Source organism: Lysobacter claricitrinus (assembly GCF_045866565.1).
Lineage (GTDB): Bacteria > Pseudomonadota > Gammaproteobacteria > Xanthomonadales > Xanthomonadaceae > Cognatilysobacter > Cognatilysobacter claricitrinus.
On the sequence record NZ_BAAFZV010000002.1, the window covers coordinates 404,098 to 430,310 of the forward strand.

Below are 26,213 nucleotides of genomic sequence, written 5' to 3' on the forward strand. Positions count from 1 at the left end.
GACGGCGGTCGCACCCACATCCCGGGCACCGCATGTCGCAACGCATCCTGATCATCGATGACGACCAGCGCCTGTGCGCGATGCTCGAGCAGTACCTGTCGCAGTCGGGCTACCGCATGAGCGCCGCGCACACCGCGGCGGATGGACTGGACGCGCATCGTCGGGCGCCGGCGGACGCGATCATCCTCGACCTCATGCTGCCGGATGCCAGCGGTCTCGATGTATGCACGCGTCTTCGCGAGCGCAGCAGCGTGCCGATCGTGATGTTGACGGCGCGAGGCGATGCGATGGACCGGGTGGTCGGCCTGGAACTTGGAGCCGACGACTACCTGCCCAAGCCGTTCGAGCCGCGCGAGTTGCTCGCGCGCCTGCGCACGGTTCTGCGGCGTGGTGAACACGCGGTCAATCCGACGCTGCGTTTCGGACGCCTGGAAATCGACCGGGAAGCGCGACAGGTGCGCATCGACGGCGTTCCGCGGCCGCTTACGGCACACCAGTTCGACATCCTCGTCGCGCTCGCGGAACGCGCGGGCCGCGTCGTCGGCCGCGCGCAGTTGCTCGATGGCATCGGCGGGCGCGCGATCGACGCGTTCGATCGCACGATCGACGTGCATGTCTCGGGAATCCGCGCCGTGATCGAGGACAACCCCAAGCAGCCGCGCCGTATCCTCACGCTGCGCGGCGCGGGGTATCTCTTTACCCGCGTGCAGGACGAGGATGCACCGGCGTGATCCGGCGTCTCTACCTGCGTATCTACCTGACCACGCTGGGCGCGCTCGCCTCCGTGGTGGCGCTGTTCGCGATCGCGTGGATGCTGGTGCTGCGTCAGCCAGACGGCACACGCCTGTTGCGACAACTGCATGCGAATGCGCTTCAGCTGCACGTCGATGCCCTTGTCATCGTCGGTGCGATCGCGGTTGCGGTGGCGCTGGCGATCTATCCGCTCGTTCGTGGCCTGACGCGGCAGATCGAGGCGCTGTCGACGAGCATGGACGCCTTCGGCGCCGGCGACCTGGCGAGCCGCGCGCCGGTCGCGGGCTCGGACGAAGTCGCTAGGCTCGCGTCCAGCTTCAACGCCATGGCCGATCGCGTCGCCCTGCTGTTGTCGGCGCACGCGCGAATGCTGGCCAACGCGTCGCACGAGTTGCGCTCGCCACTCGCGCGCATCCGCCTGGCGCTCGAGCTGCACGCCGGCACGTCGCGCGCGGAGCTGCTGGACGGGATCCGCCACGACTGCGCGGAGATCGACGAGCACCTCGAGGAGATCCTGCTGGCCAGCAAGCTGGAAACCGTCGGTGTCGAGCGTCGCGAGGACGTCGACTTCGCAGTGCTGCTGGCGGAGGAGTGCGCACGTCTCGATCTCCCGTTCGATGTCACCCCGGCACGCGTGTCGGGCGACACCAGGCTGCTGCGCCGGCTGGTGCGGAACCTGCTGGAAAACGCGCTGAAGCACGGACAGACAGGCATCGAGGCGCGCGTGTTCGTCGACGATGCAGGGCGCTGTGTGCTGCAGGTCGGCGACAGGGGCCCGGGCATCGCGGAGGACGAACGCGAGCGCGTCTTCGAACCCTTCCATCGACCCGCGAACACGAGTGAATCCGGCAATGGCTGGGGCCTCGGCCTGGCGCTCGTCCGGCAGATCAGCCAGCAGCACGGTGGGGTCGTTCGATGCCTGCCGCGTCCGGGAGGCGGATGCCTGTTCGAGCTGAGCATGCCGGCGTTGCCGATGGGCGACGCAGGGCAGGGGCGGGGAAACGAGTTCGGCTAACGACGGCATCGGACGCGATGATTCGCCACCGGGTGGCGCGGGCCAATGCCGGTGCGTCGGCGTCTGCGCATGCTTGCGCGACGGAGCCGGTGCTTAGCCGCCGACAGATCAACGCGCGGCCTCGTTGATTCGGACGAACGGCAACCAAAAGGTTGCACTAGGGTCTGCGCCGGCGTAGTCTCGGTAGCGCAACCTTTTGGTTGCCTGACATCGCCGCTGTCTCCCCATCGTGTCGCCTGCCGCGGGCAGGCTGCCTCCGCCGAGGACCTCCATGGACATCCAAGCCACCACCGACACCATCGAACGCAGCATCGTCATCAACGCGCCGCGCGAACGCGTGTGGCGTGCACTCACCGACACCACAGAGTTCAGCACGTGGTTCGGAACAACGCTGCACGGCCAGCGCTTCGCGCCCGGGCAGCGCGTGCGCGGGCCGATGACGCATTGCGGCTACGAGCACGTGCATTTCGACGCAGTCGTCGAGCGCGTCGAGCCGCAGGACGTGTTCGCGTACCGCTGGCATCCGTACGCCGTCGACCCATCGATCGATTACGACGCGGAAACGCCGACGCTGGTGACGTTCACGCTGAAGGACGGTCCGGGCAACTCCACGTTGCTGACGGTGGTCGAGTCCGGCTTCGACCAGGTCCCGCCGGAGCGCCGCCTCGAAGCGTTCCGCATGAACGGCCGCGGCTGGACGGCGCAGCTGGAGAACCTCGAGCGCCATGTCACCCAGGCGTGATCCGGACGGGCAGGGCGCAGCGGCCCTGCCCGACATCGCGACGTCGAGCGATGCGCTCGCTCGCGTGTTCGCCGCGCTCGGCGACCCCACGCGTCTGCGCCTGGTCACACTGCTCTGCGCCGGCGGTGCCCTGTCGATCGCGCAGTTGACCGCCAGTACCGAGATCAGCCGCCAGGGCGTCACCAAGCACCTCGAGGTGCTCGCGCAAGCCGGCGTGGTGCAGGACGTCCGCTCCGGTCGGGAACGTCTGTGGCAGCTCGATCCGGTGCAGATCGAGCAGGCGCGCCGCACGCTCGAAGTCATCGGGCAGCAATGGGACGTCGCGCTTGGAAGCCTCAAGGCGTTCGTCGAGTCGAACTGAGTAAGGCGTGCTGCGGGCTGTGTCCGGGGCGCTGGCGTCGTCGTCTCGCTGGCGGTGCCAGCCAAATGAAGGTTGAACGGCGTCCGCGCGAATCACGCGTGGCTGACAGCATTCCCGTGATCGTGACCGCAGCGCCGCTTGGTAGCGGTGGGGACGGGACGAATGAACACGCGATATCTCGAACGACTGGGCGCCGTCATGTTGGCCGGCTTGCTGCTGGCCGACGTGCTGCTCTTGATGCTTTGAGCCGCTCGTTGCGGGGGACTCCGCGAGTAGCCGCTACGGTCGCGCAGCTGCCAGCGGTGCGCGTCTGCGCATCGCAACGTCGACTGCGAACGGCCATTGTCGGCGCGACGCGTCGTCGACGCTTCGAGTTGTCGCTCCGCTAGCCGTTGGCCGTCGACGGATCGATCACCGCGCTCACCGGCGTAATCCTGTTTGCCGGGAATCCGGACTTTTCCGCGTGTTCGCGAATGAGCTGATCGCTGGGCGCGTTGTAAACGCAATAGATCTTGTCGCCTGCGACGTAGCTATGCACCCATTCGATGTCCGGGCTCATGCCGGCCAGCACCGCGTTGGAATGTCGGGCTGCATCTCGCAGTGCCTGCTCCGACATGTCGCCGGCGCCGGCGATCTCGCGTTCGATCAGATACTGGGTCATCTGCTTTTTCCTGCGGTGGTCGATCGATCGGACGACGTGGCGATGTACTGCCCGTCACTTCACCGGGATCATCAGGTGCTGGTAGGGCGTGCCGGGCCACATCACGTAGGGCACGGCCGTGTCGGGCGACGCGTCCTTCGGATACATCGCGTAGAACGTTGGGTCTGCGCCGACCAGCATCACGTGCGGGCCCGTCTTGACCCAGTGGTTCGCCGTGGTTGGCGCCGTCGCATAAGGATCGGTGTTGCTTGCGTCGGTGCCACCTTCGAGCATGTACATGAGGCCGACGCGACCTGAAGGCGGCGCTGCGTGGGTCATCCATGCATGCGCCCAGCCCATCGCCGCCTGGTCCATGCACATCGGATCCGGACCCGGCGTGGTCGGGTTGTCGGGCATGCAGGTGAAACCACCGGTGCCCTTGCGCAGCGTGCGCATCTTGCCGTCCTTGCCTGCGACGACGATGGTCGCCGTCTCGGCAACCTTGTGCGGCGCCGCCGACATCGCGCTGTTGATCATCGCCATGTCCGACGCCGAGGGCTTTGGTGCGGGCTTGGGCGAGGCTGCCGATGCGGAACTTGCCGCGACCGCCGTCGCGGCTCCCAGGATGCAAAGACACTGCAGTGGATTCATGGCTGGTCTCCTTGTGGGTGCACGCGAGCGGCCGTTAACGCGCACGCCGCGGGCGCTCACTATCCGCCCGTTCAGCGGGCCCCCGCGCGCCGCAGGCGACCTCTCGTCGGCAGGCGCGACGCGGTGTCGACGAACGGCAAGCGCACGGTCGCGAACATCAGCGGCGGGCGGTGCAAGCGGCTTTGTTCTCGCTTGCAACACCGCTTGATATCGGCGCGTCGGGTATTCGCAACGAAGCGGTGGTGGCGAAGGACGCGTCGCGACAACGCGGTCCGCCGCTGAACGACATGATTAGGGCCGGACGCGCCAAACGCCCATTGTCGGTGCGGTGGTCGTGTGCGCATCAACGCGAACGCCGCGCTCGACGCGCGATGGCTGGAACGCGTTTCGAACGTCGCCCTATAGAACCGCAGGAACCAAGGCCTTCGTCCGCCTGCGATATGCCAGATACGCGCCGCCGAAGTGCATGCCCAGCCATTTTTCCTCGAGCTGCAGCTTTCGCCAGAACGAAACGAAGACGATCGCCACCGCGAGCAGGCCGCGCCAGTCGCCCACCATCACCGCGTTACCGAGGAACAGCAGCAGGAAGCCCGTGTAGATCGGATGGCGGACGAAGCGATATGGCCCGCGTTCGATCAGCTCGTGATCGTGCTTGAGCTGCACCGTGGCGCTCCAGTTTCGACCGAGCAACACACGCGAATAGATCGCCAGCGCGGCACCGGCTACGGCCAGCGCCAGCCCCACCGCGTAGACGGGCGCGGTATGTGGCACGAATTGTTCGCGAAGCCACGAGTGGCCGAACCACGGCCCCGGCCCCAACAGCAGCGCGGCGACGAGGAGCGGGATCCAGTAGGCGACCAGCCGTGTCGCGAGCGATTCCTGCAGCGACGCGCCTTTCGCCGAACGCGCGGACCAGAGCCAATAGCCCAGCACGACGATCCACGTGATACGCAACGCATGTTCGAACAGTGCGGGCAAGGGAGTTTCTCCGCTGGTGCGTGATATCCGTTATCGATCGACCACGAAAGCTTGCCGGCGCGCCATCGTCAAAGCGCTTCGAGGCGCTTTGCGGCTTCGCGCTTGCCCAGGCCGCGCAGCGAGGCCAGCGTGGCGCGCTGTGCAGCTGCGGGCACGGTCTTGCCGGCTTCCCAGTTGTAGACGGACTGGCCGCTGGCACCGGCGAGTCGACCGAAATCCGCGGCCGACAATTCCAGCCGTGCACGCAGCGACTTCAAACCCTTGACGGAAAAACGCGTGTTCGCCGTTTCGGGCGACGGCGCAACCGCAGCGCGCTTCGATGCTTTCGCCGTGTCCCGCGTGGCCTTCTGAAGCGTCACCAGGTCCCGCTTGAGTTCGGCGATCTGCCGCCGTTGGGCCGCATTGGCCTTGCGAAGCGGTTCCACCGTCGCCTTGATCTCTTTACGGGCAAGGCGTGCGATTTCGGATTTCAGAAGTGCGGAGAAGTTGGCCATCGGGTTTTCCAGCGGGGGAGGGTCGAGTGTATCGACTGAACGAGTCATCCGTCGCCCGCCAAGGCCCAATCGATCCCATGAGTGACGAATGGCGAGGTCCAAGGGTCGGGCGGTCGCAGCATGGGGCGATTGATAAGAGTTCATCCGACTCGTGCGCATTGGATCGTCTGCGCGAACGTCTTCCGGATGCGCTGCACGATGTGGATCGGACGAGACACGTGAACGATCCTGCATGCGCGCCCGCAACGCGGGGATCGCCCGACCAGAAACGCCGTCGTCGCCCCGGCGGCGCGGAGCCGCACGACGGCAAACGGCGATGAACAGCCGCCATGACCTTCGGCGCTTGGCGACCGGACGGTCAGCCGACACAGTCCGCGGTTATCCCCCTGCCGGAGTGCCCGATGGGCCACCTCGCGTCTTCCCTGCGTATCGCGCTTCTCGCCGCCGGCCTCGTTTCTTCGATGGGCGCCTTGGCTGCGACACCGTCGACCGACTTCCTCGCCTCGCATCTCGACACCTCGGTCGATCCTGGCGTCGACTTCTTCCAGTACGCGAACGGGACGTGGCTCAAGGCGCATCCGATCCCCAAGTCGGAGTCGTCGTGGGGCATCGGCAACGAGGTTGACGATGAGCTGTACACGCGGCTGCGCACGATCAGCGAATCGGCAGCGAAAACGCCGACGCCTGCGGGCAGCGACAACCAGAAGATCGGCGATTTCTGGGCGACGGCGATGGACGTCGCCAAGGCGGACCGCCTCGGCGTGCATCCGCTGGATGCCGAACTCGCGCGGATCGATGCGATACGCACCACCGGCGACGTGCTCGACACCGCGTTCGCGCTCCGTCCGATTGGCGTCCATTCGCTGTTCCGCTTCGGCGTCACGCAGGACAGCAAGGACAGCGCGACCATGGCGGTGGAGATCGACCAGGGCGGGCTCGGCCTGCCCGAACGCGATTTCTACTTCAACCCCGAAGCCGGCGTGGCGAAGATCCGCACGGCTTATGTCGCGCACATCGCGCGTACGTTCGAATTGCTCGGGCGCGACGCGGCGGCCGCGAAAGCATCGGCCGACAAGGTGATGGGGTTCGAAACGGCGCTCGCGCAGAACTCGCGCAAGCTCGCCGACCTGCGCGATCCCGAAAAGAACTACAACAAGATGGCGCCGACGGCGTTCACGGCCAACTACACGCCGTCCATCGATTGGACCGCGAGGCTGGCGGCATGGAACCTGAAGCCGTCGTACGTCATCGTCGGCCAGCCGGAGTTCTTCGCCGCCGAAGACAAGCTGCTGCGCGAAACGCCGGTGCCCGTGCTGCAGGACTACCTGCGCTATCACCTGGTCGACGACTACGCGTCCTACCTCTCCAGCGCGTTCGGCCAGGAGTATTTCGACTTCCACGACCGCGTGATGTCGGGCCAGCAGGAACAACGTCCGCGGTGGAAGCGCACGCTCGACGTCGAGAACGACGCGATGGGCATGGTGCTCGGCCGGATCTTCGTCGGCCAGTATTTCCCCGCTGCATCGAAGCAGCGCTATGAAGCCATGGTGGAGGCGATCCGCGACACGTTCCGTGCGCGCATGGAACGCCTGGACTGGATGGGCGCCGAGACGAAAACCAAGGCGCTTGCCAAGCTGGCCGCGGTGACGCCGAAGGTTGGCTATCCCGATCACTGGAAGGACTACTCGGCGTTGGTGGTCGGCCGCGAGTCGTACGCCGACAACGTCGAGAACGCCGAACGCTGGAAGTTCCAGGACAACCTGTCGAAGTTCGGCAAGCCGGTCGACCGCACCCAGTGGGACATGACGCCGCAGACGTACAACGCGTACTACAACCCATCGAACAACGAGATCGTGCTGCCTGCGGCGATCTTCATGGTGCCGGGGGTGCCCGACGCGCAGGTCGACGATGCGGTGGCCTACGGCTATGTAGCGGCCAGCACGATCGGCCATGAAATCACCCATGGCTTCGACGACGAAGGCCGCCAGTTCGACGCCAAGGGCAATCTGTCCGGTTGGTGGACCGCGCAGGACACCGAACGCTTCAATGCGGCGGCAAAAAAGATGGCGGACCAGTTCAGCGCGTACGAGCCGCTGCCCGGCCTGCACATCAACGGGCAGGCGAGCCTCGGCGAGAACATCGCCGACTACGGCGGCCTGCTGCTCGGCCTCGAGGCGTTCGAAAAGACCGAGCAGTTCAAGCAGGGCAAGCCGATCGGCGGCCTGACCCCGACGCAGCGCTATTTCCTTGGCTACGCGTTGGGCTGGATGACGCAGCAGCGCGAGGAGCGACTGCGTCGCGGCCTGCTGGCCGACGTGCACGCACCTGCGAAATGGCGCGTGCTCGGGCCGATGTCGAACATTCCGGAGTTCTACGAAGCGTTCAACGTGAAGCCCGGGCAGCCCATGTGGCGCGCGCCGGAAGATCGCGTGCGGATCTGGTGATCGACCGGTAGATGGCGCGGCTGGATCGACCGTCCAGCCGCTGACGCCCGAATCTGGCGCTGCGTACATGCGCAGCGCGGTCGTGGTTCTCCCCGCGGCGACCGGCTATCCGAACGCATCGCACGGCGCGCGTTCCTGAGGCCGTGCGCAGTCGACGCAGTCGCATAATCCCGACGGGCCGTTTCCGCTCGCGGCCGTCCGGGGTTCGCCATGACATTCGACGATTTCGGCCCGTTGCTCGCCCGCGCGCAGGCGCATGCGATGCAGTTCATCGACGCGCTTCCGGAGCGTTTCGTCGGTGCACGGGCAGGCCGTGACGAAATGATCGCGGCGTTCGACGGCGCGCTGCCCGCCGTCGGTCAATCGCCGGACGCGGTACTCGACCTGCTCGCCGCGCACGCACCGCGCGGCACGCAGGCCTGCGCCGCACCGCGCTACTTCGGCTTCGTCATCGGGGGCACCGTGCCGGTCGCGCTCGCCGCGGACTGGCTGGTGTCGACGTGGGACCAGAACGCCGGCATCCACATCATTTCGCCGCTGACCGCAGCGGTCGAGGAAATCGCCGCGCGCTGGCTGCTCGATCTGTTCGACCTGCCGCGCGAAAGCGGCGTCGGCTTCGTCACCGGCTGCCAGATGGCGCATTTCACCTGTCTCGCGGCGGCGCGGCACGGTGTGCTGCGCCGCGTCGGTTGGGATGTGGAGGCGGATGGACTGGCCGGCGCACCGCGTATCCACGTTGTCGCATCGGCGGAAGCACACGTCACCGTCGACGTCGCGCTGCGCTACCTCGGGCTCGGCACGCGTTCGCTGGTGCATGTCGACGCGGACGGGCAGGGCCGCATGCGGCTGGATCACCTGCGCGAGGTCATCGGAAACCTCGATGGCCCGCTCATCGTCTGCGCGCAGGCGGGCAACGTGAATACCGGGGCGTTCGATCCGTTGCGTGGCATCGCCGAAATCGCACGTGCGCGCGACGCGTGGTTGCACGTCGACGGCGCGTTCGGCCTGTGGGCCCGTGCTGGAACCGGCGTGCGCGACGCAGCAGACGGCATTGACCTCGCCGACTCGTGGGCGACCGACGCGCACAAATGGCTCAACGTGCCCTACGACAGCGGCGTCGCGATCGTGCGCAACGCGGCCGACCACCGCGCGGCGATGACCGTGTCGGCGGCCTATCTCGTGCAGACTCGCGGCGCGGAGCGCGATGCCGTCGACTGGGTGCCCGAGTTCTCGCGACGCGCGCGTGGCATCCCGGTGTACGCCGCGTTGCAGGCGCTGGGTCGCGACGGCGTGTCGGACATGGTCGAACGTTGTTGCGCACACGCGCGCCGATTCGCGCGAAAGCTCGGTGAAGCGCCCGGCGTGCGGATCCTCAACGACGTCGTGTTGAACCAGGTGCTGGTGCGTTTCGGCGACGACGACGCCACGACGCGCGCGGTGGTGACGGGCGTGCAGGATGAAGGCACGTGCTGGGCGAGCGGAACGACATGGCACGGGATGGCGGCGATGCGCATCTCGGTGTCGAACTGGGCGACCAGCGGGGATGACGTCGACCGCAGCGTCGACGCGATGCTGCGCGTGCATCGTGCCGTTGCCGATGGCGCGATCGATTCCGCGTCATGACGAGTCGCATGCGCGGCCCAGCCGCGCGGAATCAGAACTTTTCGCCGACCGGCAGGTAACGCCAGGCGCCCGGCGGCATCGCGCCGTTCGGACCCTTGCCGGTCGCGATGCGCCCGATGCGCAGCCGCCGGATCGACACCACGCGCAGGCCCACCTGCGCGCACATGTAGCGAAGCTGCCCGTCGCGCACGCCCTTGATCGCGAAGCGCAGGCGATCTTCGTTCTGCCAGCTGACCTTGCACGGCGCCAGCGCGCGACCGTGATATTCCATGCCGTGCGCGAGCCGGTTCATGCCGTACGGCACGAGGTCGCCATGGATCTCGACGAGGTATTCGTGTTCGATCTCGTCGGCATCTTCGGTCAGGCGCCGCCACACGCGTCCGTCCTGCGTCAGCACCATCAGGCCGCTGGCCTCGCGATCGAGCGCCACCAGCGGCGTCAGGCGCTGGAAGTGGCGTTGCAGCACGCGGATATCGGACGGATCGTCGGCCCAACGCGTTTCGGGCGTTACCAGTGCCGTTGCCGGGTTGGTACCGAGGATCGCGTCGACGCCGGCAGGCTTGTTGAACAGGATGGTGGCGGGCTCGACCGCATCGAGCTGCGCCTCGTCATCGATCGTCACCGTTTCGCTGGTGATGGGACGTTGCGGCGACTCCACGACGGTCCCGTCGACCGACACCCAGCCGTTGCGGATGTACTGCTCGGCGTCGGCGCGCGAGCACCCCAAAAGTTCGACGACGCGACGGGTGAGGCGGACCGGTTCGGTCATCGGACGGGCCAGGCGAGAGGGCACGCAGTGTAACGGCGCGGTCGCGCGCCCGGGCCCTATTTCCGGGTCTCGCGAGTTGCGGCCAGCTGTACGGGCCGGTTGTTGTCGTGGCCGATCGCGCGGTGCACCAGTGCGATCTCCTGGCCGCTCGCCACGACCGGCTGCTTCATCACGATCCAGCGCACGTGTTCGGTGCACGGCGGCGTCGTCAGGGAGCCGTCGTAGAGGTAGTAGGCGCGGCTCGCGGGCAGCAGGTCGGCAGCCGAAACGGGCGTCGCAATGGCGGTCGTCCCGTTGACCTTGGTCGGAACGTACGGCCCGACGCGCTCCAGCCAGGGGTTGTTGATGCCGTTTCCGAACAGCACGGCCACGACCGCAAGGTGGCCCTGCGCATCGGCATGCACCAGGTGCGCTTCCATCGGGAATCGCTTGCCATCGACGGTGTGCTCGCTCGGCACGTGGAAGTGCAACTGCTTGAGCGCGAAGTCGGTGCCATCGACGCGCATGTGGCTGCCGGGGTTGAAATCGATCTGGACCGCATGCCCGTTGTTGACCACGCGATAGCCGCCGTCGCGATAGTCGAAGGCGATCGGCGCATGCGGCGTGTCCATCGCGTGCGTCAGGTCGATGGGCGATTGGTTGTGGCCGCGCGCGCACATGGCGAAGCCAGGCTCGAGTTGCCCCCAGTGCGACGGGCCCGCAGCGCCCGTGTAGCTCCAGTGCAGCGCATGCCCGTCGGGCGCCGCGATGGCGAGGGTGCCAAAAAGGAGCGCGGACAACGCCACGTGCGGTTTCGCATTCACGACGCCGACTCCGATGTCGCGCGGAAGAAAGGATGGCCCTGACCGAGCGACTAGATGCCCGTCGCCATTAAGTCGCCGTGAACCGGAACTCGCACGGATGCCCACGGTCGAGGCTGGAGTTGCACGGTATGGCGCGCGAAAAGCCTACGGGGTGGCGGCGCCGGTCTGGCGTCGCTTCCACTCCGCAAAGGCGCCGCGCATCGCCTGCTTTTCCGACGGTCGCCAGAAACCGATGCGCTTTTCCATGCCGTCCTCGGTCCCCAGCTCCGGATATGACCGCACCGATGCGGCGTACCAAGCTACGGCCGTCTCGATGTCACCCGCGCTCCAGTAGAGCGTGGCGAGGGTGGACGGGACCCAGAACGGACGGCCGCCGTGCGACGCGATCTCGCCCTTGAACGCGGCCAACGAGGCCGGATAGTTGCCCGCCTGGTACTCGATCCAGCCGCGTGACCAGAACACGTGTCCCTCTTCGATGCTGCCCGGCGATGCGATCGATGCGGCCGCGGCCAAGTCGGCGCGTGCGCGCTCGAGATCGCCCAATTTTCCCGAGATGTAGGCTCTCTCGGCGAGTGCGATGACGTTCCTGGGATCGCGTCGGACAACAAGATCCAGCTGATGCCGATAGGCGGCATTGCCTCCGGGCGGCGGTGCCTGCATCGCGAATGCGGCGACGTCGTGGTCCGTGTACGCATCGGCTTGCGGCAGGTAGACCTCGAGCGGCTCGGCCGCCGAGGCGTGGAATGCAACAAGCAAAGCCACCGCGCACAGCATCGGTCTGATACCCATGAATCCCCCTGTTCGAACGCGAATTGTGCCTGTCCGGCCCGGAGCTGCCGGCGCGGCCGCCAGTCGGACGTGGGCGGAAATCTCATCTGCCGATAACCTGCACGCAGTACCGTCACGCCTCCGACCGACTGCAGGAGGCCCACATGATCCCGAAGATCCAGCCGTGCCTTTGGTTCGACGGTAACGCCGAAGAAGCGGCGCGCTTCTACGCCGACACATTTCCCGACAGCCGCTTGGACGCGGTGCATCGCGCGCCCGGCGACTATCCGTCGGGCAAGCAGGGCGATGTGCTGATGGTCGAGGCGACGGTCCTCGGCATGCGTTTCCTGTTGTTGAACGGCGGGCCGCAATTCAAGTTCGACGAAGCGGTGAGCTTCCAGGTCGCCACCGACGACCAGGCCGAGACGGACCGCTACTGGAACGCGATCGTCGACAACGGCGGGCAGGCGAGTGCGTGCGGCTGGTGCAAGGATCGTTTCGGCCTGTCGTGGCAGATCACGCCGAAACGCCTGACCCAACTGATTGCGGCGGGCGGCGAGAAAGCGGCCCGTGCATTCGCCGCGATGATGGATATGGGCAAGATCGACATCGCCACGCTGGATCGCGCTGTCGCGGGTGTCGGTCATTGAGTGAAGCTCGCTGACGCGCCGACCGCATCACGTGCGCGCGATCACCGATGCATGCACGGCCGTGCGCAGCGCGAAGCCCAGCGTTTCGTAGAGCGCGATCGCCGCGCGGTTGCCGCCCATGCATGCAGGAACGGGCGATCGCCGCGCGCCTGGATGCGGGCGCCGACGATCGCTGATAGACGCCGCGCCAGACCGCGCCCACGGAAGTCCGGGTGCGTGCAGACGCCGCTGATCTCCGTGTGGCCGGGAAAGCGCATGCGTTCGCCCGCCATTGCCGCAAGCCGGCCGTCGATGCGAACGCCGATAAAGGCGCCCATGGTGTGCGTGCGCGCCAGGAACGGGCCCGGTTTCGTCAGCCGCGCGAGCGCGAGCATCTCGGCCGCGTCGACGTCGCCCAAGGCATGCACGTCATCGCCGGCGTCGTCGTCGAGAGCGCGGGTCGCGACCATCTGCACGCCGCGTCCCGGGCGCACCTCGACGCAGTCCGGCGGCACGCGGATCTCTGGCACCTGCAGTACGTAGGCGGTCTGTCCCGGTGCGAGCAGGTCGCGAAGCGCTGCCTGCGCCGCGGCGTCGTCATCGTCGCGCGTGGACGCGAACAGGTTGACGTCGTCCGGATAGCGGCGCGCGAGCGCACCGCCGACGGCGATCGGCGCGTGGAAAGTGGTCAGGCTGGCCCACACCGGGCGATCGAGGTCGTGCATGCGGCGCTCCGTGCGAGGTCTGTCACGCGGGCGCATTGTCGCCGTGTCTCGTCGCGCAGGGGAGGCGCCGATCGGTCATTCGGCGGCGCGGACGTGACCGGCGATGGCCGCCACCCGGCACGATGACCACCGGCACGCTCGTACGCCGCGTCGTCGTGGAATCGTGCGATCTGCCTCCGCGAGTGTTCGACGATGAACCCGACGTCGCCCCAGCCCTATGCCCGCTTCGCGGGACTGCTCTACCTGGTGATCATCGCTGCGGGAATGTTCGGCGAACTCGCCGTGCGTGGGTCGATGGTGGTGAGCGGCGACGCGGCGGCGACGGCCGCGCACATCGTGGCATCGCCCGAACGATGGCGGCTCGGCATCGCGCTGGACCTGCTGATGCACGTCTGCGACGTGTTCGTGATGTGGGGCATCTACGTGCTGTTGCGACCCGTGAGCCGGCGCCTTGCATTGCTCGTGCTTCTGCTGAATCTCATCCAGACGGCAGTACTGGTCGCCAACAAGTTATTGCTGCTGGTGCCGTTGATGCTGCTCGGCGACGCGCCCTACCTGCATGCGCTGCCGGTCGCGCAATTGCAGGCGTTGTCGTACGTGGCGATCCGCGTGCACGAGTACGGGTTCGGCGTCGGCCTGATCTTTTTCGGTTTCGTGTGTCTGGTGGAGGGCCACCTGATCCGCCGTTCGCGCTTCCTGCCGCGTGTCATCGGCGTACTGATGCAGGTGGCGGGCGTCTGTTATCTCGTCAACAGCACCGCATTGCTCCTGGCGCCGGACGTTGCCGCAACACTGTTCCCGACGATCATGTTGCCGGTCTTCGTCGCGGAACTCTCGCTCGCGCTCTGGCTCACGGTGAAGGGCGTGGATGAACGCGAGTGGCTGCGGCGCGCGAACGCGCCGTCGTGACGCGAATGGTCAACGACGCCCGGCGGAGCGCCAGGCCGACGTACTGCCACAGGTGCCTACGCGGCTGGGCCCGGCGGAAATGGAACGCTCGCCCTGCATTTCTGCGGACGGGGACGGAAAACGCCCCCGCGCGAGCGGTGTCGACGCCCGAAAGTGACCGGACGAGCCCGTTACCTGCAACACTGCGCGCCCGTCGCCCGGCCGAGCCGGCGACCCGACCCCGGATAACGTGAAGACACCCGCGAGCCTGCAGACGCTGATCCATGACGGCGTGATCGATGAAGTGCTGCGCCCGCTCAAGAGCGGCAAGGAAGCAGCGGTGTACGTGGTTCGCGCGGGCGACGACATCCGCTGCGCGAAGGTTTACAAGGACATGGCGCAACGTAGCTTCCAGAAGCGCGTGCAGTACCAGGAAGGCCGCAAGGTGCGTGGCAGCCGCGAGTCGCGCGCGATCGGCAAGTCGACGAACTACGGGCGCAAGCAACAGGAAGCGGCGTGGAAGAACACCGAGGTCGACGCGCTGTACCAGCTGCGCGAGGCCGGAGTTCGCGTTCCCGAGCCGTACGGGTATTTCCACGGCGTGCTGGTGATGGAGCTCGTCACCGACGCCGAAGGCTATTCGGCGCCGCGCCTTGGCGAAGTCGAACTCACCGACGTGCAGGCGCGCGAGTTCCACAGCGTGCTGGTGCGACAGGTCGTGCGCATGCTCTGTTGCGGGCTGATCCACGGCGACCTGTCCGAATACAACGTTCTGGTCGGACCGGATGGCCCGGTGGTGATCGACTTCCCGCAGGTCGTGAGCGCAGGCGGCAACAACGCCGCGCGCACCATGCTGCTGCGCGACGTCAACAACCTCACCGCGAGCCTCGGGCGCTGGGCGCCCGAGCTGCTCGACACCTGGTACGGCGAAGAGATGTGGGCGCTCTTCGAATCCGGTGCGTTGCAGCCCGACACGGAACTCACCGGCGAATTCACCCCCGATGCGCATGCCGTCGACCTCGACAGCGTGCGCGAAGCCATCAACGACGCACGCGAACTCGCGCTGATCCGGCAGCAGGGGCGCGAGACGGCGGACGAGGACTGATCGCGCCGCGCCAGCCTTTTCCCATCAGCCTGGTGCGTTGGTCCAGCCCGGGGGCGCGGTCAGTGGAATGTGTGCGCGGAGCAGGGCGCGCCGCACTGTTTCGACTTCACCGAAGTGCACGAAATCCTGCCAGTACTGCGCGTCGAGCGGGAGCTGCGCGACATTGCGACTGCGCCACCGCGCGTCCAGCTGCTCGCGCGCCCAGTACGCGCCTTCTGGCGTGCCGCGCGTCAAGTTCGCCAGCATTCCGACCGCGATCGTGTGTTCGATCACCGTCGTCGCGGTCGCCATGCGGCGAAGAATCGCGTAGCAGTTTGCGAAGCGCGCGGATGACAGCGGTGGCTTGCATGCGGATGCAAGTCCCCGCAGGGGCGGTAGCGGCAACGCGAAGACGAAACTCGAGGCGAGCACGCGACGACGGTCGTCATCCGTCGCGCCTAGACGCATACCGCGAAGTGCCGCGCGTTCGGCCGGACCAGCCGGCGGAAGCGCCAGGTCGTCGAATGCCGCGATCGTTTCCAGCGACATGCTGCGGAACTGGGCGTCGTAGCGTCCCCCGGAGGCCGCACGCGCGAGCAGGTCGTCAACGGCGGTCGCGTCCGTCGATGACGCCGGCAGTTCGCCTAGATATGCGGCTGCGTTGTCGGGCGCGGCAAGCCTCCACGCGCTGGTGGCCTGCGGCGAACACGGCGTTTCCCGCCCGCAGAACCAGGTCTGCGCGATGGCGATCATTTCGTCGTGCGGGGAGTCGGCGAGCAGGTCGGCGGCGAGCTCACGGGCATGCTGAAGCGCGGCCGGATCGCCGTGATCGGCCAGTAGCAGACGCAGTGCGAGCAGACGCTGGTGCGGGTCGCCGGATGCGGCGATCGCAAGAAGGTGCTGCTGGACCGCATCGGCTGTAGCTCGCGACTCACCGTCTGCGTGCGGCGCGACGTACGCGTTGCGACGAGGCGCGCCGACTTGTGTCGGGTTGGCTGCGGCGATTACGCCGGATGCGGCTCCATGCACCGTGGCGGCCCGGGGTTCAGGGCGCCTTGCGATCGACCAGCAGAGTGCGAGCACCGCGCAGGTGAGCGCGACGGCCAGCACCCCTCGGCGTCGCCACGGCGTTGTCGTCGTATCCCGCATGCCTGCCCCCCACGTCGCGCGGATATTACGCAGTGATTCGCGTGCGTGTGAGCGGGAGATAGGGGCCGCATCGGCCGGGACGGGACGCGACGTGCGCCCCGCAGGCGCGCTCCGCGTCCGCCGATGCGCGTCTTCAACCGCTCGTCGAACACGTTCGTCGGCAGTCCCTTTCGGCAGGGGAGGCGTCGCACGCGGCCGGTCTATAGTCGGGCCCACCCTGGCACAGAAGGACGTCGTCGCCGTGAACCGATCCCGCCTCATGCTCGCGCTCTTCGTCGCCGCCGGCACCGCTTCGGCGGGTGGTCTGCACGGCATCGCCACCAGCGACATCGACCGCAACGCGAATGCATGCACCGACTTCTTCGCCTATGCGAACGGTGCATGGCGCCAGCAGAACAAGATTCCGGACTACATGGATCGCTGGAGCCGACGCTGGCAATCCGGCGAGGTCAACAAGGAACACGTCCGCGACATCCTCACCGAGGTATCGGCGAAGAACGACTGGCCGGCGGGCAGTGCGGAGCAGTTGTCGGGCGACTACTACGCCGCGTGCATGGACGAAGGGCAGGTTGACAAGAGCGGTCTGGCACCTGCGAAGCCCTTGCTCGACGAAGTCGGCGCGATCAAGGACAAGGCCGGGTTGCAGCGCGCCATCGGCAACCTGCACGAGGTCGGCATCTTCGCGCCGTTCGCGTTCAACTCGGCGCAGGACCTGCACAATCCGTCGCAGGTGGTGGCCAGCGTGGGCGCAAGCGGCATCGGGCTTCCCGACCGCGACTACTATCTGAAAACCGAACCCCGCTTCGTCGAGGCGCGTGCGAAGTACCTCGAACACGTGGCGAAGATGTTCGAACTGGCGGGTGCGACGCCTGACGCCGCCAAAACCGATGCGGCCACCGTGTTCGCGTTCGAGAAGCGCTTGGCGGAGGCGTCGCTGGACAATGTCGCGCTGCGTGATCCGAAGCAGCAGGACCACACGATGAGCGTCGCCCAGTTGCAGGCGCTGTCGCCCGCGTTCGACTGGGGCGCGTATCTCGACAACGCCCACGTGCCGCGCGCGGATCTCAACGTCACCCAGCCGAAGTTCGTGCAGCAGTTCAACCACGAGGTGGCGTCGACGCCGATCGCGCAGTGGCGCACCTACCTGCGCTGGCAGGTGTTGAACGCGTCGGCCGATACGTTGCCGACGCCCTTCGTCGCGCAGAACTTCGCCTTCTACGGCAAGTACCTGAGCGGCGCGACCGAGATGAAGCCGCGCTGGAAGCGGTGCGCCGAGGACACCGACAACCTGCTGGGCGACGCGCTGGGCCATGCCTACGTCACCAAGTATTTCCCGCCGGAAGCGAAGGCGCGCATGCAGGACATGGTGAAGAACATCCTGCTTGCGATGCACGACACGATCGACGGGCTGGAGTGGATGGGCCCGGACACGAAGGCCAAGGCGCTGGAGAAGCTCTCCACCTTCAATCCCAAGATCGGCTACCCCGACAAGTGGAAGACCTACGACGGCGTGCGCGTTTCGCGTGCGTCGTACTGGAACGATCGCGAGGCCGCGGCGCGCTGGTACGTCGCCGATGATCGTGCGCAGATCGGCAAGCCGGTCGACCGCGCGCGCTGGGGCATGACGCCGCCGACGTCGAATGCGTACTACAACCCGTTGCTCAACGAGATCGTGTTCCCGGCCGGCATCCTGCAGCCACCCGCGTTCGATGTCACGGCGACCGATGCGGTCAATTACGGTGCGATCGGCGTAGTCATCGGCCACGAGATCAGCCACGGTTTCGACGACCAGGGTGCGCAGTTCGACGCGCAGGGGCGCTTGTCCAACTGGTGGACGCCGAAGGACAACGCGCAGTTCGCCACCCGGGGCCAGTGCGTGGTCAAGCAGTTCGACGGTTACTTCATCGAGCCTGGCATGCACCACAACGGCAAGCTGGTGCTGGGTGAATCGATCGGCGACCTCGCCGGCGCGAAGATCGCGTACCGCGCTTACCAGAAGTCGCGCGAGGGCAAGGGGCCGGAACCGACCATCGACGGTTACACGCCCGAGCAGCAGTTCTTCATCGCGTGGGGCCAGTGGCGTGGCGACGAGACGCGTCCGGAGACACAGCGCACGATGATCCAAGGCGACCCGCACCCGGTCGCGAAGTACCGCGTCAACGGGCCGCTTTCGAACCTGCCGGAGTTCAAGGACGCGTTCCAGTGCAAGGCCGGCGACCCGATGGTGCGGCCGCAGGCGGATCGCTGCGAAGTGTGGTGATCGCGGTCCGCGTGCTCTGACGAACAGGCCGCCGCATGCGGCCTGTTTCGTTTCCGCTGCGATCTGATCGGGACACGTCGTCGCGGTTGTCGGTGCAGCACAGGTCGACGCGCACAGGCGGGCCGTCACCGCATCGGCGCGCGACGCCATTCGTCAGCGGCAACGTCCGGGTCGATTGCATCAATTCCATAATTCCGGAAATATGGAATCATGGATACCGACCAGAGCCTCGCCGCGCTTCGTGCGCTCGCCCACGAAAGCCGGCTCGCCGCGTTTCGCGCCCTCGTGCAAGCGGGGCCGGACGGGCTCGCCGTCGGCGAACTGCGCGACTTGCTCGGCCTGCCGCCCGCCACGCTCACTGCGCATCTCAACGTGCTCCGCACCGCTGGGCTGGCGGCCGACACCCGCGAAGGGCGCGTCATCCGCGTCCGCGCCGACTACGCCCGCATGGACGCGCTGATCGCCTATCTCACCGAGAACTGCTGCCAGGGTGCCCCGTGCGCGCCGACTGCGGGCCGCTGCATGCCTGCAACCGAAGACGCCGCCGCATGAGCACCGCACCTCCGGCCGTTCGCAATGCGCACCTGTCGCTCAACGTCCGCGACGTCGACGCTGCAGCTGCACGCGCGGGACATATGGAACGCCCTGCGACGCCGATCGCGTTCCCGCTGCGCGCCGGCGAACGGCGAGCACGCCTGCCGTGGGGCCTGACATGAAGCATCGCGTTCTGTTCGTCTGCGTCGAGAATTCCAACCGCAGCCAGATGGCGGAAGCCTTCGCACGCATGCACGGTGGTGGCGACGTCGAAGCGTCGAGTGCAGGCTCGAAGCCATCCGGACGCATCAACCCGAAGGCCGTGCGATTCATGGCCGAACGTGGCTACGACCTCGCGTCGCATTCGTCGACGTCGCTGGCGGATATATCCGGCGAGTTCGACGCGGTCATCACCATGGGCTGTGGCGACGACTGCCCGTGGGTACCGGCGAAACGTCGCGAGGACTGGGCGCTGCCGGACCCGCGCGACATGGAGGACGACGGCTACCGCGCCGTGCGCGACGACATCGAGGCGCGGGTTAAGGCCCTGCTGGGGTCGCTGTGATGCCGTTGTCGCGTCGTCTGCTCGCCGAATTCCTCGGCACCGCGCTGCTGCTCGCCACCGTCGTCGGTTCGGGCGTTATGGGCATGGACCTGTCGGGTGGCAACAAGGGTGTCGCGCTGCTCGCGAACGCGGGGGCCACCGCCGCCATGCTCTACGTGCTGATCGTGCTGTTCGGGCCGATGTCCGGCGCACACATGAACCCGGCGGTGTCGCTGGTCATGCGCCTGCGCGGCGACCTGCGCTCGCGCGATTTCGCGGGCTACGTGCTCGCGCAGGTCGCGGGTGCGGTCGCCGGCGTCGTGATGGCCCACCTCATGTTCGGCCTCGACATCGTGCAGCCCGGCGACCACGTCCGGTCCGGCGTAGCACAGTGGTTGAGCGAGGGCGTCGCGACGTTCGGGCTGGTGCTCACCATCCTCATCGGCGCGCGGCAGCGACCGGCGGCTATGCCCGCGCTCGTCGCCGCCTACATCTTCGCGGCGTACTGGTTCACTGCGAGCACGTCGTTCGCCAACCCGGCGGTGACGCTGGCGCGCTCGATGACGCGCACGTTCGCGGGCATCCGTCCCGACGACGTCGCCGGGTTCGTCGTCGCGCAGCTGGTCGGCGCGGTGATGGGGTTGCTGTCGGCACGCGTGCTGATGCAGTCGCAGGCAGCGGACCAGCCGGCGGCGTAACGCGCGGGTTTCGCGCAGCCATAATGCGGCGTCTTCAGCCGGTGCCTCGCGCATGTCCATCGTCCTCACCGACTTCGCCCGCGCCCGCCTGTTTCCGCGCGAGCCACGCCGCAACACCATCCAGGACTGCACGCCCGGGGAGTTCGAACGGCGGCTCAACGACATCGTTCCCATCGCGGTGCTCGACGGCTATGCGCCGTTCTGCAAGCTGCACGTGCATCGCAACTGGACGTCGACGCGCTGCCTCGCGGTGCCGATCACCGACGACAACCGCCACCTGCTGCGCTCCGACTACGAAGCGCGCACGCGCGACGAACTCCCGGTGCTGGTGCGCTGGTTCGACGGGCTGGAGCCGCCGGTGGCGAATTTCCTCATCCCCATCCTCTACAGCCGCGAACAGCTGGAGAAGGAGGGCACGATGATCGATGCGGACTGGGGCATCGTCGGTTGCATGTACACGGCCGAACCGGTGGAGACGCCGATGGCGCCTATCACCATGATGCGCAACGCGCTCGGCGTCGACGAAGGTGGCTCGGGCGTTACGCTCGATCGCGAGGCCTACGCGCGCAGCGTCGAGTTCTGGCGCACGCATGCGAACTGGCGCGGCTGACGGCGCGTCGGGCGGCGGGTGTACGCTCGTCGACCGCGCCGCGAACGCACCACGAACGCACCACTACCGGAAGGAGACGCCATGTCGCTGGTTTTCTATGGACACCCGTTCTCGTCGTATTGCCAGAAGGTCCTGGTGGCGCTCTACGAGAATGACCTTTCGTTCGATTACCGCGTGATCTCGCAGGATCGCCCGGACGTCGCGGCGGAATGGATCGCGCTATGGCCGCTGCAGAAGATGCCGGTGCTGGTCGATGCGGGTCGCACGGTCGTTGAATCCAGCACCGTCATCGAGCACCTGCACCTGCATCACCGGGGGCCGGTTTCGCTGATTCCCGACGACCCGGTCGACGCGCTCGAAGTCCGCTTCATGGACCGCTTCTTCGACAATCACGTAATGACGCCGATGCAGTTGCCGGTGGCGGAAGCGCTGCGTGCCGATGGTCGCAAGGAGGATGCGCTGCGTCGCGCGGCCACCGCGCTCGACACGAGCTATGCGTGGCTCGAGCACCGCCTGCACGGCCGCACCTGGGCCGCCGGCGAGGCTTTCAGCATGGCCGACTGCGCGGCCGCGCCGTCGTTGTTCTACGCCGACTGGGTGCGCCCGATCGGCGAGGCGTTCCCGACCGTGCACGCGTATCGCCAGCGGCTTCTGGCACGGCCGTCGTTTGCGCGCGCGGTTGAAGAAGCGCGTCCCTACCGGCCGCTGTTTCCGCTTGGTGCGCCGGATCGCGATTGATCGATGCCACGCGGATGCAGCGGGTCGCGATAGAGCCCGCTGCATCGTTCGTCACCTGCGTGGAACTCAGCGCGAGCCGAGCTGCCTCTGCGGCACGTAGCCCGGCAGGTCGGCGGCGTCGAACGAGAACACGAAGAACATGTTCGGATTTTCCGCGCCGTTCGGATGCAGCGCGTCGGTGACTGTCGGCAGGAAGTCGTTGTCGTTCGCGATGAACAGCGTGTGGCGCATACGGCCGTCCACGCGCACGTCGGGACCGAACGCCATGCCCTCGATCTTCGCGGGAATGTCCGTCGCCGCGATGCCGTGCGCAGTCAGCGCAGCGACCATGTCGAGGAACGGCGTTTTATGCACCGCGCGCGGGGCCAGCGCGGCAGCACCGGTCAGTCCATCGACGGTGGTGGCGCCCGTGAGGTCGATGCGATACACGCGCTTGTACGCGGCAACGCTGCCGTCGCCGAAACCCTTGCCATCGCGTTCATCGACAAGCAATTCGTGGTCGTTGATGGCGAGCACTTCGCTCACGGTCGGGTATTTCGGCTTGGCGGCGGTGCCGATGTTGCTCAGCGGATAGGCGTACTGGCGCGTCGCGCCGCTAGCGGTGTCGATGGCGACGATGCGTACGTAAGGCGCGTCGGTGCCGCCGTCCTGCAGCAACGGGCTCTGCATCGCCCCGAACAGCGTGCGGCCGTCGGGCGAGATCGCCAGGCCTTCCATGCCCTTGTTGGCGACGCGACCCACGGTGTTGCCGCTGATCTCGGCGTCGCCGATCGCGCTCTTGTTGGGCACGGCGAACGACGCGGGCAGCGCGTAGGCGCGGTCGCGGCGGCCCGTGATGCGATTGAAGCGATAGACGAACGGGCCGTATTCGTCACTGACGTAGACATGCAGCCCGTTCGGGGCGACGCGGATGCCTTCGGGATCGAGGCGGCCATTCAACGCGCTGGTCGACGGCGCCGCCGGGTCGAATGCGTCCGAACGACCGGTGAAGTAGTGCGTGTGGCGCACGGCATTGAGCGCGGGCGTACCGTTGCGCAGGCCCAGCGCGCTGCCGTCGCCGTAGACCAGGCGGTCCGGTGCGTGCAGCAGCGTGGTCTCCAGCAGGCGCGGCATGAGTCGCAGCGGCAAGGTATCCCCGGCCGGCGCGGGCCGCAGCTGCAACTGCAGCGTCTGGAAGCGCGGGATGTAGCTGGTGGTGTCGCTCACCGCCGGCTTGTACGGGACCGCGTTGGGGCCGCGATCGGGCAGTGCGAGGAACACGTCGCCGCCCGCATACGCGAGCCCCGACCCGATGCCGCCGAACATGTTCCCGCCGACGCCGTTCTCGAGTGGCGCCGCGGTTTCACTGCTGCGGTCGCCGTCGTGCGCACTCAACCCGTCGATGGCGACGAGCCGGACTTCGGCGGACGCTGCGCTCGCGGCGAGCAGCAGGGCAATGGCGGGCGGGAGACGATGGATCGTGCGCATGGGCGATCTCGCGGTGGGGGATCGCGGGAGCGTCGCGGTCGAATGTTTCAGTGGTGCGGTGCCGCGATGACAGTGTGGCGACGGCGCGCCATGACGACCGGCCGTGGCGTCGACGCCCACGCGCGCTAGGCTTCCCGGCAGAACGTCGGGAGTCGCGCCGTGATCCGAACGCTGCTGATCGCCCTGCTGCAGGTGTCGACGCCAGCCCTTGCTGCGCCGCCGAAGCTGCCGTCGACCAAGGCGATCGACGCCGAGGTTGCGCGCGTGATGGCCCGAACGGGCGCGCAGGGCGTGGCGATCGCGGTGATCGACGGCGGCAAGGTCGTGCATGTCAACGCTCTCGGCAAGCGCAACGCCAAGGGGGGGCCGCTTCGCACCGACACCGTGATGTACGGCGCGTCGCTGACCAAGACGGTGTTCGCGTACACGGTGATGCGTCTCGTCGACCAGAGGCGCATCGACCTGGACACGCCGATCGCTAACGATCTCGACAAGCCGCTGCCCGACTACGACACCGAAGCGATCCACCACGACAAATACGGCCCGTACAAGGATCTGGCGGGCGACGAACGCTGGCGCGCGATCACGCCGCGCATGGTGCTCACCCATTCCACGGGCTTCCTCAACTTCTACTGGCTCGAACCCGACCAGAAGCTGCGCATCCACTTCGATCCAGGGTCGCGCTACTCGTATTCGGGCGAAGGGATGATCCTGTTGCAGTTCGCGATCGACAACGGAGTCAAGTCGAAGGGGCTGGGCGTCGATGTGGGCGAGCTTGCGCGCGATAACGTGTTCGCGCCGCTCGGCATGACGCGTACGTCGCTGATGTGGCGGCCGGACTTCGCCGGAAATCTCGCGGATGGCTGGACGGATACGGGCGAGGCGAAGCCGCATGACGAGCGCTCCAAGGTGCGCGCGGCAGGATCGATGGACACCACCATCGATGACCTGTCGAAATTCGCCGCTGCGCTGGTGAGCGGAACCGGGCTGTCGGCGAAATCCCGCGCCGAAATGGTGAAGCCGCAACTGCACATCGCGACCGCGACGCAGTTCCCGCCGTTGCAGGACGAGTTGCCTGCGAACCGGCAGCGCAAGGACCTGGCCGCCGGTCTCGGCGTCATCGTGTTCGATGGCCCGCAAGGGCACGGCTTCTTCAAGGGCGGGCATGACGAGCAGACGGCGAACACGCTGGTGTGTGTCGAGGCGCGTCGCCGCTGCGTCCTGATCCTCGCCAACGATGTGCGTGCGGAAGCGGGCTTCGCGGACTTGGTGCGCTTCGTCCTCGGCGACACCGGCGTGCCGTTCGATTGGGAATACGGCACGCGGGCGGGGAAATCGTGACGCGGATGCGCGGGCAGGGCATCGACGCGCCGGATGCCGCGTCGACGACCGACGTTGCCAGCGCCGACCCACGACTGCTGCGCCGCCTGCTCCGCGCGAAGGACCGCATGGACGCGGCATCCCACGAGGCGTGGCCGATCGCGCGGCTTGCGCGGGTAAGCGACGTCTCCGAAGCGCACTTCGCACGTTCATTCAAGGACGCGTTCGGCGTACCGCCGCATCGCTACCTGCTGACGCGACGCATCGAGCGCGCGACCGCGTTGCTTCGCGACACCGAGCTGCCCATCCTCGACATCGCGCTGCAGACCGGATGGAACAGCCTCGGCACCTTCGGGCGCACCTTCCGCGACGTCACGGGCGAGAGCCCGAGTGAACTGCGGGCGCGCCAGCGCGCTGCCTCGCATGCGCTGGAATCGGTCCCCGGCTGCTACCTGAGCGCGGCCCACCGCCCCGACCTCACCATCGCAGTTTCGGAGAAGCGCCGCCGCGAGGGCGTGGCTATAAAGGTCTCCCCACAGACGGAGGAAATGCCATGAGCCAGGGTGTCGCAGTGGTCGGGCTGTACGTTCGTGACCAGGAGGAAGCCCGCGAGTTCTATGTCGACAAGCTGGGCTTCCGCGTCCACACCGACGCGCGCAACGGCGACTACCGCTGGCTCACCGTGCAGCATCCGGAGCAGCCGTCGTTCCAGCTCGGCCTGTTCGCGCCGCAGCCGCCAACGCTCGACGCCGCCACCGCACAGACCATGCGCGAGTTGCTCGCGAAGGGCGCGATGCCGCCGCTGGTGCTGGTGGTCGACGACTGCCGCGCGGCGTACGAACGCATGCGCGCGCATGGCGTGGAATTCACGCAGGAACCCACGGAGCGCTACGGCACGGTCGATGCCGGCTTCCGCGATCCCTCCGGCAATCGCTGGAAGATGATCGAGGCGCAGCGTGTGCCTGCCTGACGGCGTACAGGGCAGCTGGTGGGCCAATCGCCCGCCAGCCGTCGCGTCGCAAACTCCACATCGACGAGCGCATCCCATGACCAGGAACGCGAAGACGCAAGCCGACGGCGAATCCGCATCGGACCTCATCGACCAGCGCATCGACGAACTCGGCGACTGGCGCGGCGACACGCTCGCGCGAGTACGCGGGCTGATCCGCGAGGTCGACCCGGACATCGTCGAGGAATGGAAATGGCGCGGCGTGCCGGTGTGGTCGCACGCCGGCATCGTGTGCACGGGCGAGACCTACAAACAGGTGGTCAAGCTGACGTTCGCGAACGGGGCATCGCTCGCCGATCCGTCCAGGCTCTTCAATTCGAGCCTCGACGGCAATACGCGACGCGCCATCGACATCCGCGAAGGCGAGACGCTGGACGAGAAGGCGTTGAAGGCGCTGGTGCGCGCTGCGATCGAGCTCAACACCGCGAAGAAGATGCCAGCGAAGAAAGCCGCGAAGACGGCAGTCGGCAAGGCGTCCGCCCGCGCGCGCTGAGGGCGTCGAAGGCGCGCGCCGCGG

At 67.3% G+C, this 26,213-nt stretch carries 30 protein-coding genes; 20 read left to right on the forward strand and 10 right to left on the reverse strand.

Annotated elements, in window-relative coordinates; translation table 11 throughout:
- Nucleotides 1-32 precede the first annotated feature (32 nt).
- The 4 genes from ACKTTN_RS06650 (at nt 33) to ACKTTN_RS06665 (ending at nt 2,871) form a co-directional block, all read left to right on the forward strand.
- A complete protein-coding gene (locus ACKTTN_RS06650; protein ID WP_407909092.1) occupies nt 33-731 on the forward strand; it encodes a response regulator in 699 nt (232 codons plus the stop codon).
- Nucleotides 728-1,768 carry a sensor histidine kinase gene (locus tag ACKTTN_RS06655; protein ID WP_407909093.1) on the forward strand — a complete coding sequence of 347 codons (1,041 nt, stop codon included), beginning with the start codon at nt 728-730 and terminating at the stop codon, nt 1,766-1,768. The genes ACKTTN_RS06650 and ACKTTN_RS06655 overlap by 4 nt, the downstream gene beginning before the upstream one ends.
- Nucleotides 1,769-2,039: 271 nt before the next feature.
- A complete protein-coding gene (locus ACKTTN_RS06660; protein WP_407909094.1) occupies nt 2,040-2,510 on the forward strand; it encodes an SRPBCC family protein in 471 nt (156 codons plus the stop codon).
- Nucleotides 2,494-2,871 (forward strand): ArsR/SmtB family transcription factor, encoded by a 378-nt coding sequence (locus tag ACKTTN_RS06665; RefSeq protein ID WP_407909095.1) that lies wholly within the window; start codon nt 2,494-2,496, stop codon nt 2,869-2,871. The genes ACKTTN_RS06660 and ACKTTN_RS06665 overlap by 17 nt, the downstream gene beginning before the upstream one ends.
- Before the next feature lie 385 nt (nt 2,872-3,256).
- Here ACKTTN_RS06665 and ACKTTN_RS06670 read toward each other — a convergent pair whose 3' ends face one another.
- The 4 genes from ACKTTN_RS06670 to ACKTTN_RS06685 all read right to left on the reverse strand — a co-directional run bounded on the left by ACKTTN_RS06670 (nt 3,257) and on the right by ACKTTN_RS06685 (nt 5,736).
- Nucleotides 3,257-3,532 (reverse strand): DUF4242 domain-containing protein, encoded by a 276-nt coding sequence (locus tag ACKTTN_RS06670; protein ID WP_407909096.1) that lies wholly within the window; start codon nt 3,530-3,532, stop codon nt 3,257-3,259.
- A gap of 54 nt (nt 3,533-3,586) precedes the next feature.
- Nucleotides 3,587-4,162 carry a hypothetical protein gene (locus ACKTTN_RS06675; protein WP_407909097.1) on the reverse strand — a complete coding sequence of 192 codons (576 nt, stop codon included), beginning with the start codon at nt 4,160-4,162 and terminating at the stop codon, nt 3,587-3,589.
- A gap of 399 nt (nt 4,163-4,561) precedes the next feature.
- On the reverse strand, nt 4,562-5,140 hold the full coding sequence (locus ACKTTN_RS06680) for a methyltransferase family protein (RefSeq protein WP_407909098.1): 579 nt from the start codon (nt 5,138-5,140) through the stop codon (nt 4,562-4,564).
- Nucleotides 5,141-5,208: 68 nt separating this feature from the next.
- Nucleotides 5,209-5,736 carry a hypothetical protein gene (locus ACKTTN_RS06685; protein ID WP_407909099.1) on the reverse strand — a complete coding sequence of 176 codons (528 nt, stop codon included), beginning with the start codon at nt 5,734-5,736 and terminating at the stop codon, nt 5,209-5,211.
- Between the two features lie 299 nt (nt 5,737-6,035).
- On the opposite strand from ACKTTN_RS06685, the gene ACKTTN_RS06690 reads away from it, so the two are divergent.
- Together ACKTTN_RS06690 and ACKTTN_RS06695 are read left to right on the forward strand one after the other, a co-directional pair.
- The gene (locus tag ACKTTN_RS06690; protein WP_407909100.1) at nt 6,036-8,078 is read left to right on the forward strand and encodes a M13 family metallopeptidase; all 2,043 of its coding nucleotides are present in this window, start codon (nt 6,036-6,038) and stop codon (nt 8,076-8,078) included.
- A gap of 210 nt (nt 8,079-8,288) precedes the next feature.
- Nucleotides 8,289-9,701: a pyridoxal phosphate-dependent decarboxylase family protein gene (locus tag ACKTTN_RS06695; protein ID WP_407909101.1), complete on the forward strand. Its 1,413-nt coding sequence runs from the start codon at nt 8,289-8,291 to the stop codon at nt 9,699-9,701.
- 31 nt (nt 9,702-9,732) lie between these two features.
- Here the strand turns inward: ACKTTN_RS06695 and ACKTTN_RS06700 are convergent, their stop codons facing one another.
- The 3 genes from ACKTTN_RS06700 to ACKTTN_RS06710 all read right to left on the reverse strand — a co-directional run bounded on the left by ACKTTN_RS06700 (nt 9,733) and on the right by ACKTTN_RS06710 (nt 12,062).
- The gene (locus ACKTTN_RS06700; protein ID WP_407909102.1) at nt 9,733-10,470 is read right to left on the reverse strand and encodes an rRNA pseudouridine synthase; all 738 of its coding nucleotides are present in this window, start codon (nt 10,468-10,470) and stop codon (nt 9,733-9,735) included.
- A gap of 56 nt (nt 10,471-10,526) precedes the next feature.
- On the reverse strand, nt 10,527-11,273 hold the full coding sequence (locus ACKTTN_RS06705) for a carbonic anhydrase (protein WP_407909103.1): 747 nt from the start codon (nt 11,271-11,273) through the stop codon (nt 10,527-10,529).
- 144 nt (nt 11,274-11,417) lie between these two features.
- Complete coding sequence (locus tag ACKTTN_RS06710; protein WP_407909104.1) at nt 11,418-12,062, reverse strand: tetratricopeptide repeat protein; 645 nt, start codon at nt 12,060-12,062, stop codon at nt 11,418-11,420.
- A 143-nt stretch (nt 12,063-12,205) separates the two neighbouring features.
- Here ACKTTN_RS06710 and ACKTTN_RS06715 point away from each other — a divergent pair, with 143 nt between their 5' ends.
- Nucleotides 12,206-12,691 carry a VOC family protein gene (locus ACKTTN_RS06715; protein WP_407909105.1) on the forward strand — a complete coding sequence of 162 codons (486 nt, stop codon included), beginning with the start codon at nt 12,206-12,208 and terminating at the stop codon, nt 12,689-12,691.
- A 41-nt stretch (nt 12,692-12,732) separates the two neighbouring features.
- On the opposite strand, the gene ACKTTN_RS06720 is transcribed toward ACKTTN_RS06715, so the two are convergent.
- A complete protein-coding gene (locus ACKTTN_RS06720; RefSeq protein WP_407909106.1) occupies nt 12,733-13,395 on the reverse strand; it encodes a GNAT family N-acetyltransferase in 663 nt (220 codons plus the stop codon).
- A gap of 192 nt (nt 13,396-13,587) precedes the next feature.
- Between ACKTTN_RS06720 and ACKTTN_RS06725 the strand changes: the two genes are divergently transcribed.
- Together ACKTTN_RS06725 and ACKTTN_RS06730 are read left to right on the forward strand one after the other, a co-directional pair.
- Nucleotides 13,588-14,304: a DUF4386 domain-containing protein gene (locus tag ACKTTN_RS06725; RefSeq protein WP_407909107.1), complete on the forward strand. Its 717-nt coding sequence runs from the start codon at nt 13,588-13,590 to the stop codon at nt 14,302-14,304.
- Nucleotides 14,305-14,533: 229 nt separating this feature from the next.
- A complete protein-coding gene (locus ACKTTN_RS06730) occupies nt 14,534-15,388 on the forward strand; it encodes a PA4780 family RIO1-like protein kinase (protein WP_407909108.1) in 855 nt (284 codons plus the stop codon).
- A 24-nt stretch (nt 15,389-15,412) separates the two neighbouring features.
- On the opposite strand, the gene ACKTTN_RS06735 is transcribed toward ACKTTN_RS06730, so the two are convergent.
- A complete protein-coding gene (locus ACKTTN_RS06735; protein ID WP_407909109.1) occupies nt 15,413-16,777 on the reverse strand; it encodes a hypothetical protein in 1,365 nt (454 codons plus the stop codon).
- Here ACKTTN_RS06735 and ACKTTN_RS06740 point away from each other — a divergent pair.
- From ACKTTN_RS06740 to ACKTTN_RS06770, 7 genes are all read left to right on the forward strand, one after another.
- Entirely contained in the window at nt 16,758-18,776 is a 2,019-nt protein-coding gene (locus ACKTTN_RS06740; protein ID WP_407909110.1) for a M13 family metallopeptidase, read from the forward strand. The genes ACKTTN_RS06735 and ACKTTN_RS06740 overlap by 20 nt on opposite strands.
- A gap of 210 nt (nt 18,777-18,986) precedes the next feature.
- A complete protein-coding gene (locus ACKTTN_RS06745) occupies nt 18,987-19,328 on the forward strand; it encodes an ArsR/SmtB family transcription factor (RefSeq protein WP_407909111.1) in 342 nt (113 codons plus the stop codon).
- Nucleotides 19,325-19,492, forward strand: coding sequence for a hypothetical protein (locus ACKTTN_RS06750; protein ID WP_407909112.1), 168 nt, complete (start codon nt 19,325-19,327; stop codon nt 19,490-19,492). Before ACKTTN_RS06745 ends, ACKTTN_RS06750 begins: the two co-directional genes overlap by 4 nt.
- Nucleotides 19,489-19,875 carry an arsenate reductase ArsC gene (locus ACKTTN_RS06755; RefSeq protein ID WP_407909113.1) on the forward strand — a complete coding sequence of 129 codons (387 nt, stop codon included), beginning with the start codon at nt 19,489-19,491 and terminating at the stop codon, nt 19,873-19,875. Before ACKTTN_RS06750 ends, ACKTTN_RS06755 begins: the two co-directional genes overlap by 4 nt.
- Nucleotides 19,875-20,552 (forward strand): aquaporin, encoded by a 678-nt coding sequence (locus ACKTTN_RS06760; protein WP_407909114.1) that lies wholly within the window; start codon nt 19,875-19,877, stop codon nt 20,550-20,552. The genes ACKTTN_RS06755 and ACKTTN_RS06760 overlap by 1 nt, the downstream gene beginning before the upstream one ends.
- Nucleotides 20,553-20,604: 52 nt before the next feature.
- A complete protein-coding gene (locus ACKTTN_RS06765; RefSeq protein ID WP_407909115.1) occupies nt 20,605-21,162 on the forward strand; it encodes a DUF3228 family protein in 558 nt (185 codons plus the stop codon).
- Nucleotides 21,163-21,243: 81 nt separating this feature from the next.
- Nucleotides 21,244-21,900: a glutathione S-transferase family protein gene (locus ACKTTN_RS06770; protein WP_407909116.1), complete on the forward strand. Its 657-nt coding sequence runs from the start codon at nt 21,244-21,246 to the stop codon at nt 21,898-21,900.
- A 66-nt stretch (nt 21,901-21,966) separates the two neighbouring features.
- Here the strand turns inward: ACKTTN_RS06770 and ACKTTN_RS06775 are convergent, their stop codons facing one another.
- Complete coding sequence (locus tag ACKTTN_RS06775; protein ID WP_407909117.1) at nt 21,967-23,367, reverse strand: esterase-like activity of phytase family protein; 1,401 nt, start codon at nt 23,365-23,367, stop codon at nt 21,967-21,969.
- A gap of 159 nt (nt 23,368-23,526) precedes the next feature.
- Here ACKTTN_RS06775 and ACKTTN_RS06780 point away from each other — a divergent pair, with 159 nt between their 5' ends.
- The 4 genes from ACKTTN_RS06780 to ACKTTN_RS06795 all read left to right on the forward strand — a co-directional run bounded on the left by ACKTTN_RS06780 (nt 23,527) and on the right by ACKTTN_RS06795 (nt 26,189).
- The gene (locus tag ACKTTN_RS06780) at nt 23,527-24,708 is read left to right on the forward strand and encodes a serine hydrolase domain-containing protein (RefSeq protein ID WP_407909118.1); all 1,182 of its coding nucleotides are present in this window, start codon (nt 23,527-23,529) and stop codon (nt 24,706-24,708) included.
- Nucleotides 24,709-24,815: 107 nt separating this feature from the next.
- Complete coding sequence (locus ACKTTN_RS06785) at nt 24,816-25,244, forward strand: helix-turn-helix transcriptional regulator (RefSeq protein ID WP_407910026.1); 429 nt, start codon at nt 24,816-24,818, stop codon at nt 25,242-25,244.
- Complete coding sequence (locus ACKTTN_RS06790; RefSeq protein ID WP_407909119.1) at nt 25,241-25,657, forward strand: VOC family protein; 417 nt, start codon at nt 25,241-25,243, stop codon at nt 25,655-25,657. The genes ACKTTN_RS06785 and ACKTTN_RS06790 overlap by 4 nt, the downstream gene beginning before the upstream one ends.
- A 76-nt stretch (nt 25,658-25,733) precedes the next feature.
- Nucleotides 25,734-26,189, forward strand: a complete 456-nt coding sequence (locus ACKTTN_RS06795) for a DUF1801 domain-containing protein (RefSeq protein WP_407909120.1) — start codon at nt 25,734-25,736, stop codon at nt 26,187-26,189.
- Nucleotides 26,190-26,213 lie beyond the last annotated feature (24 nt).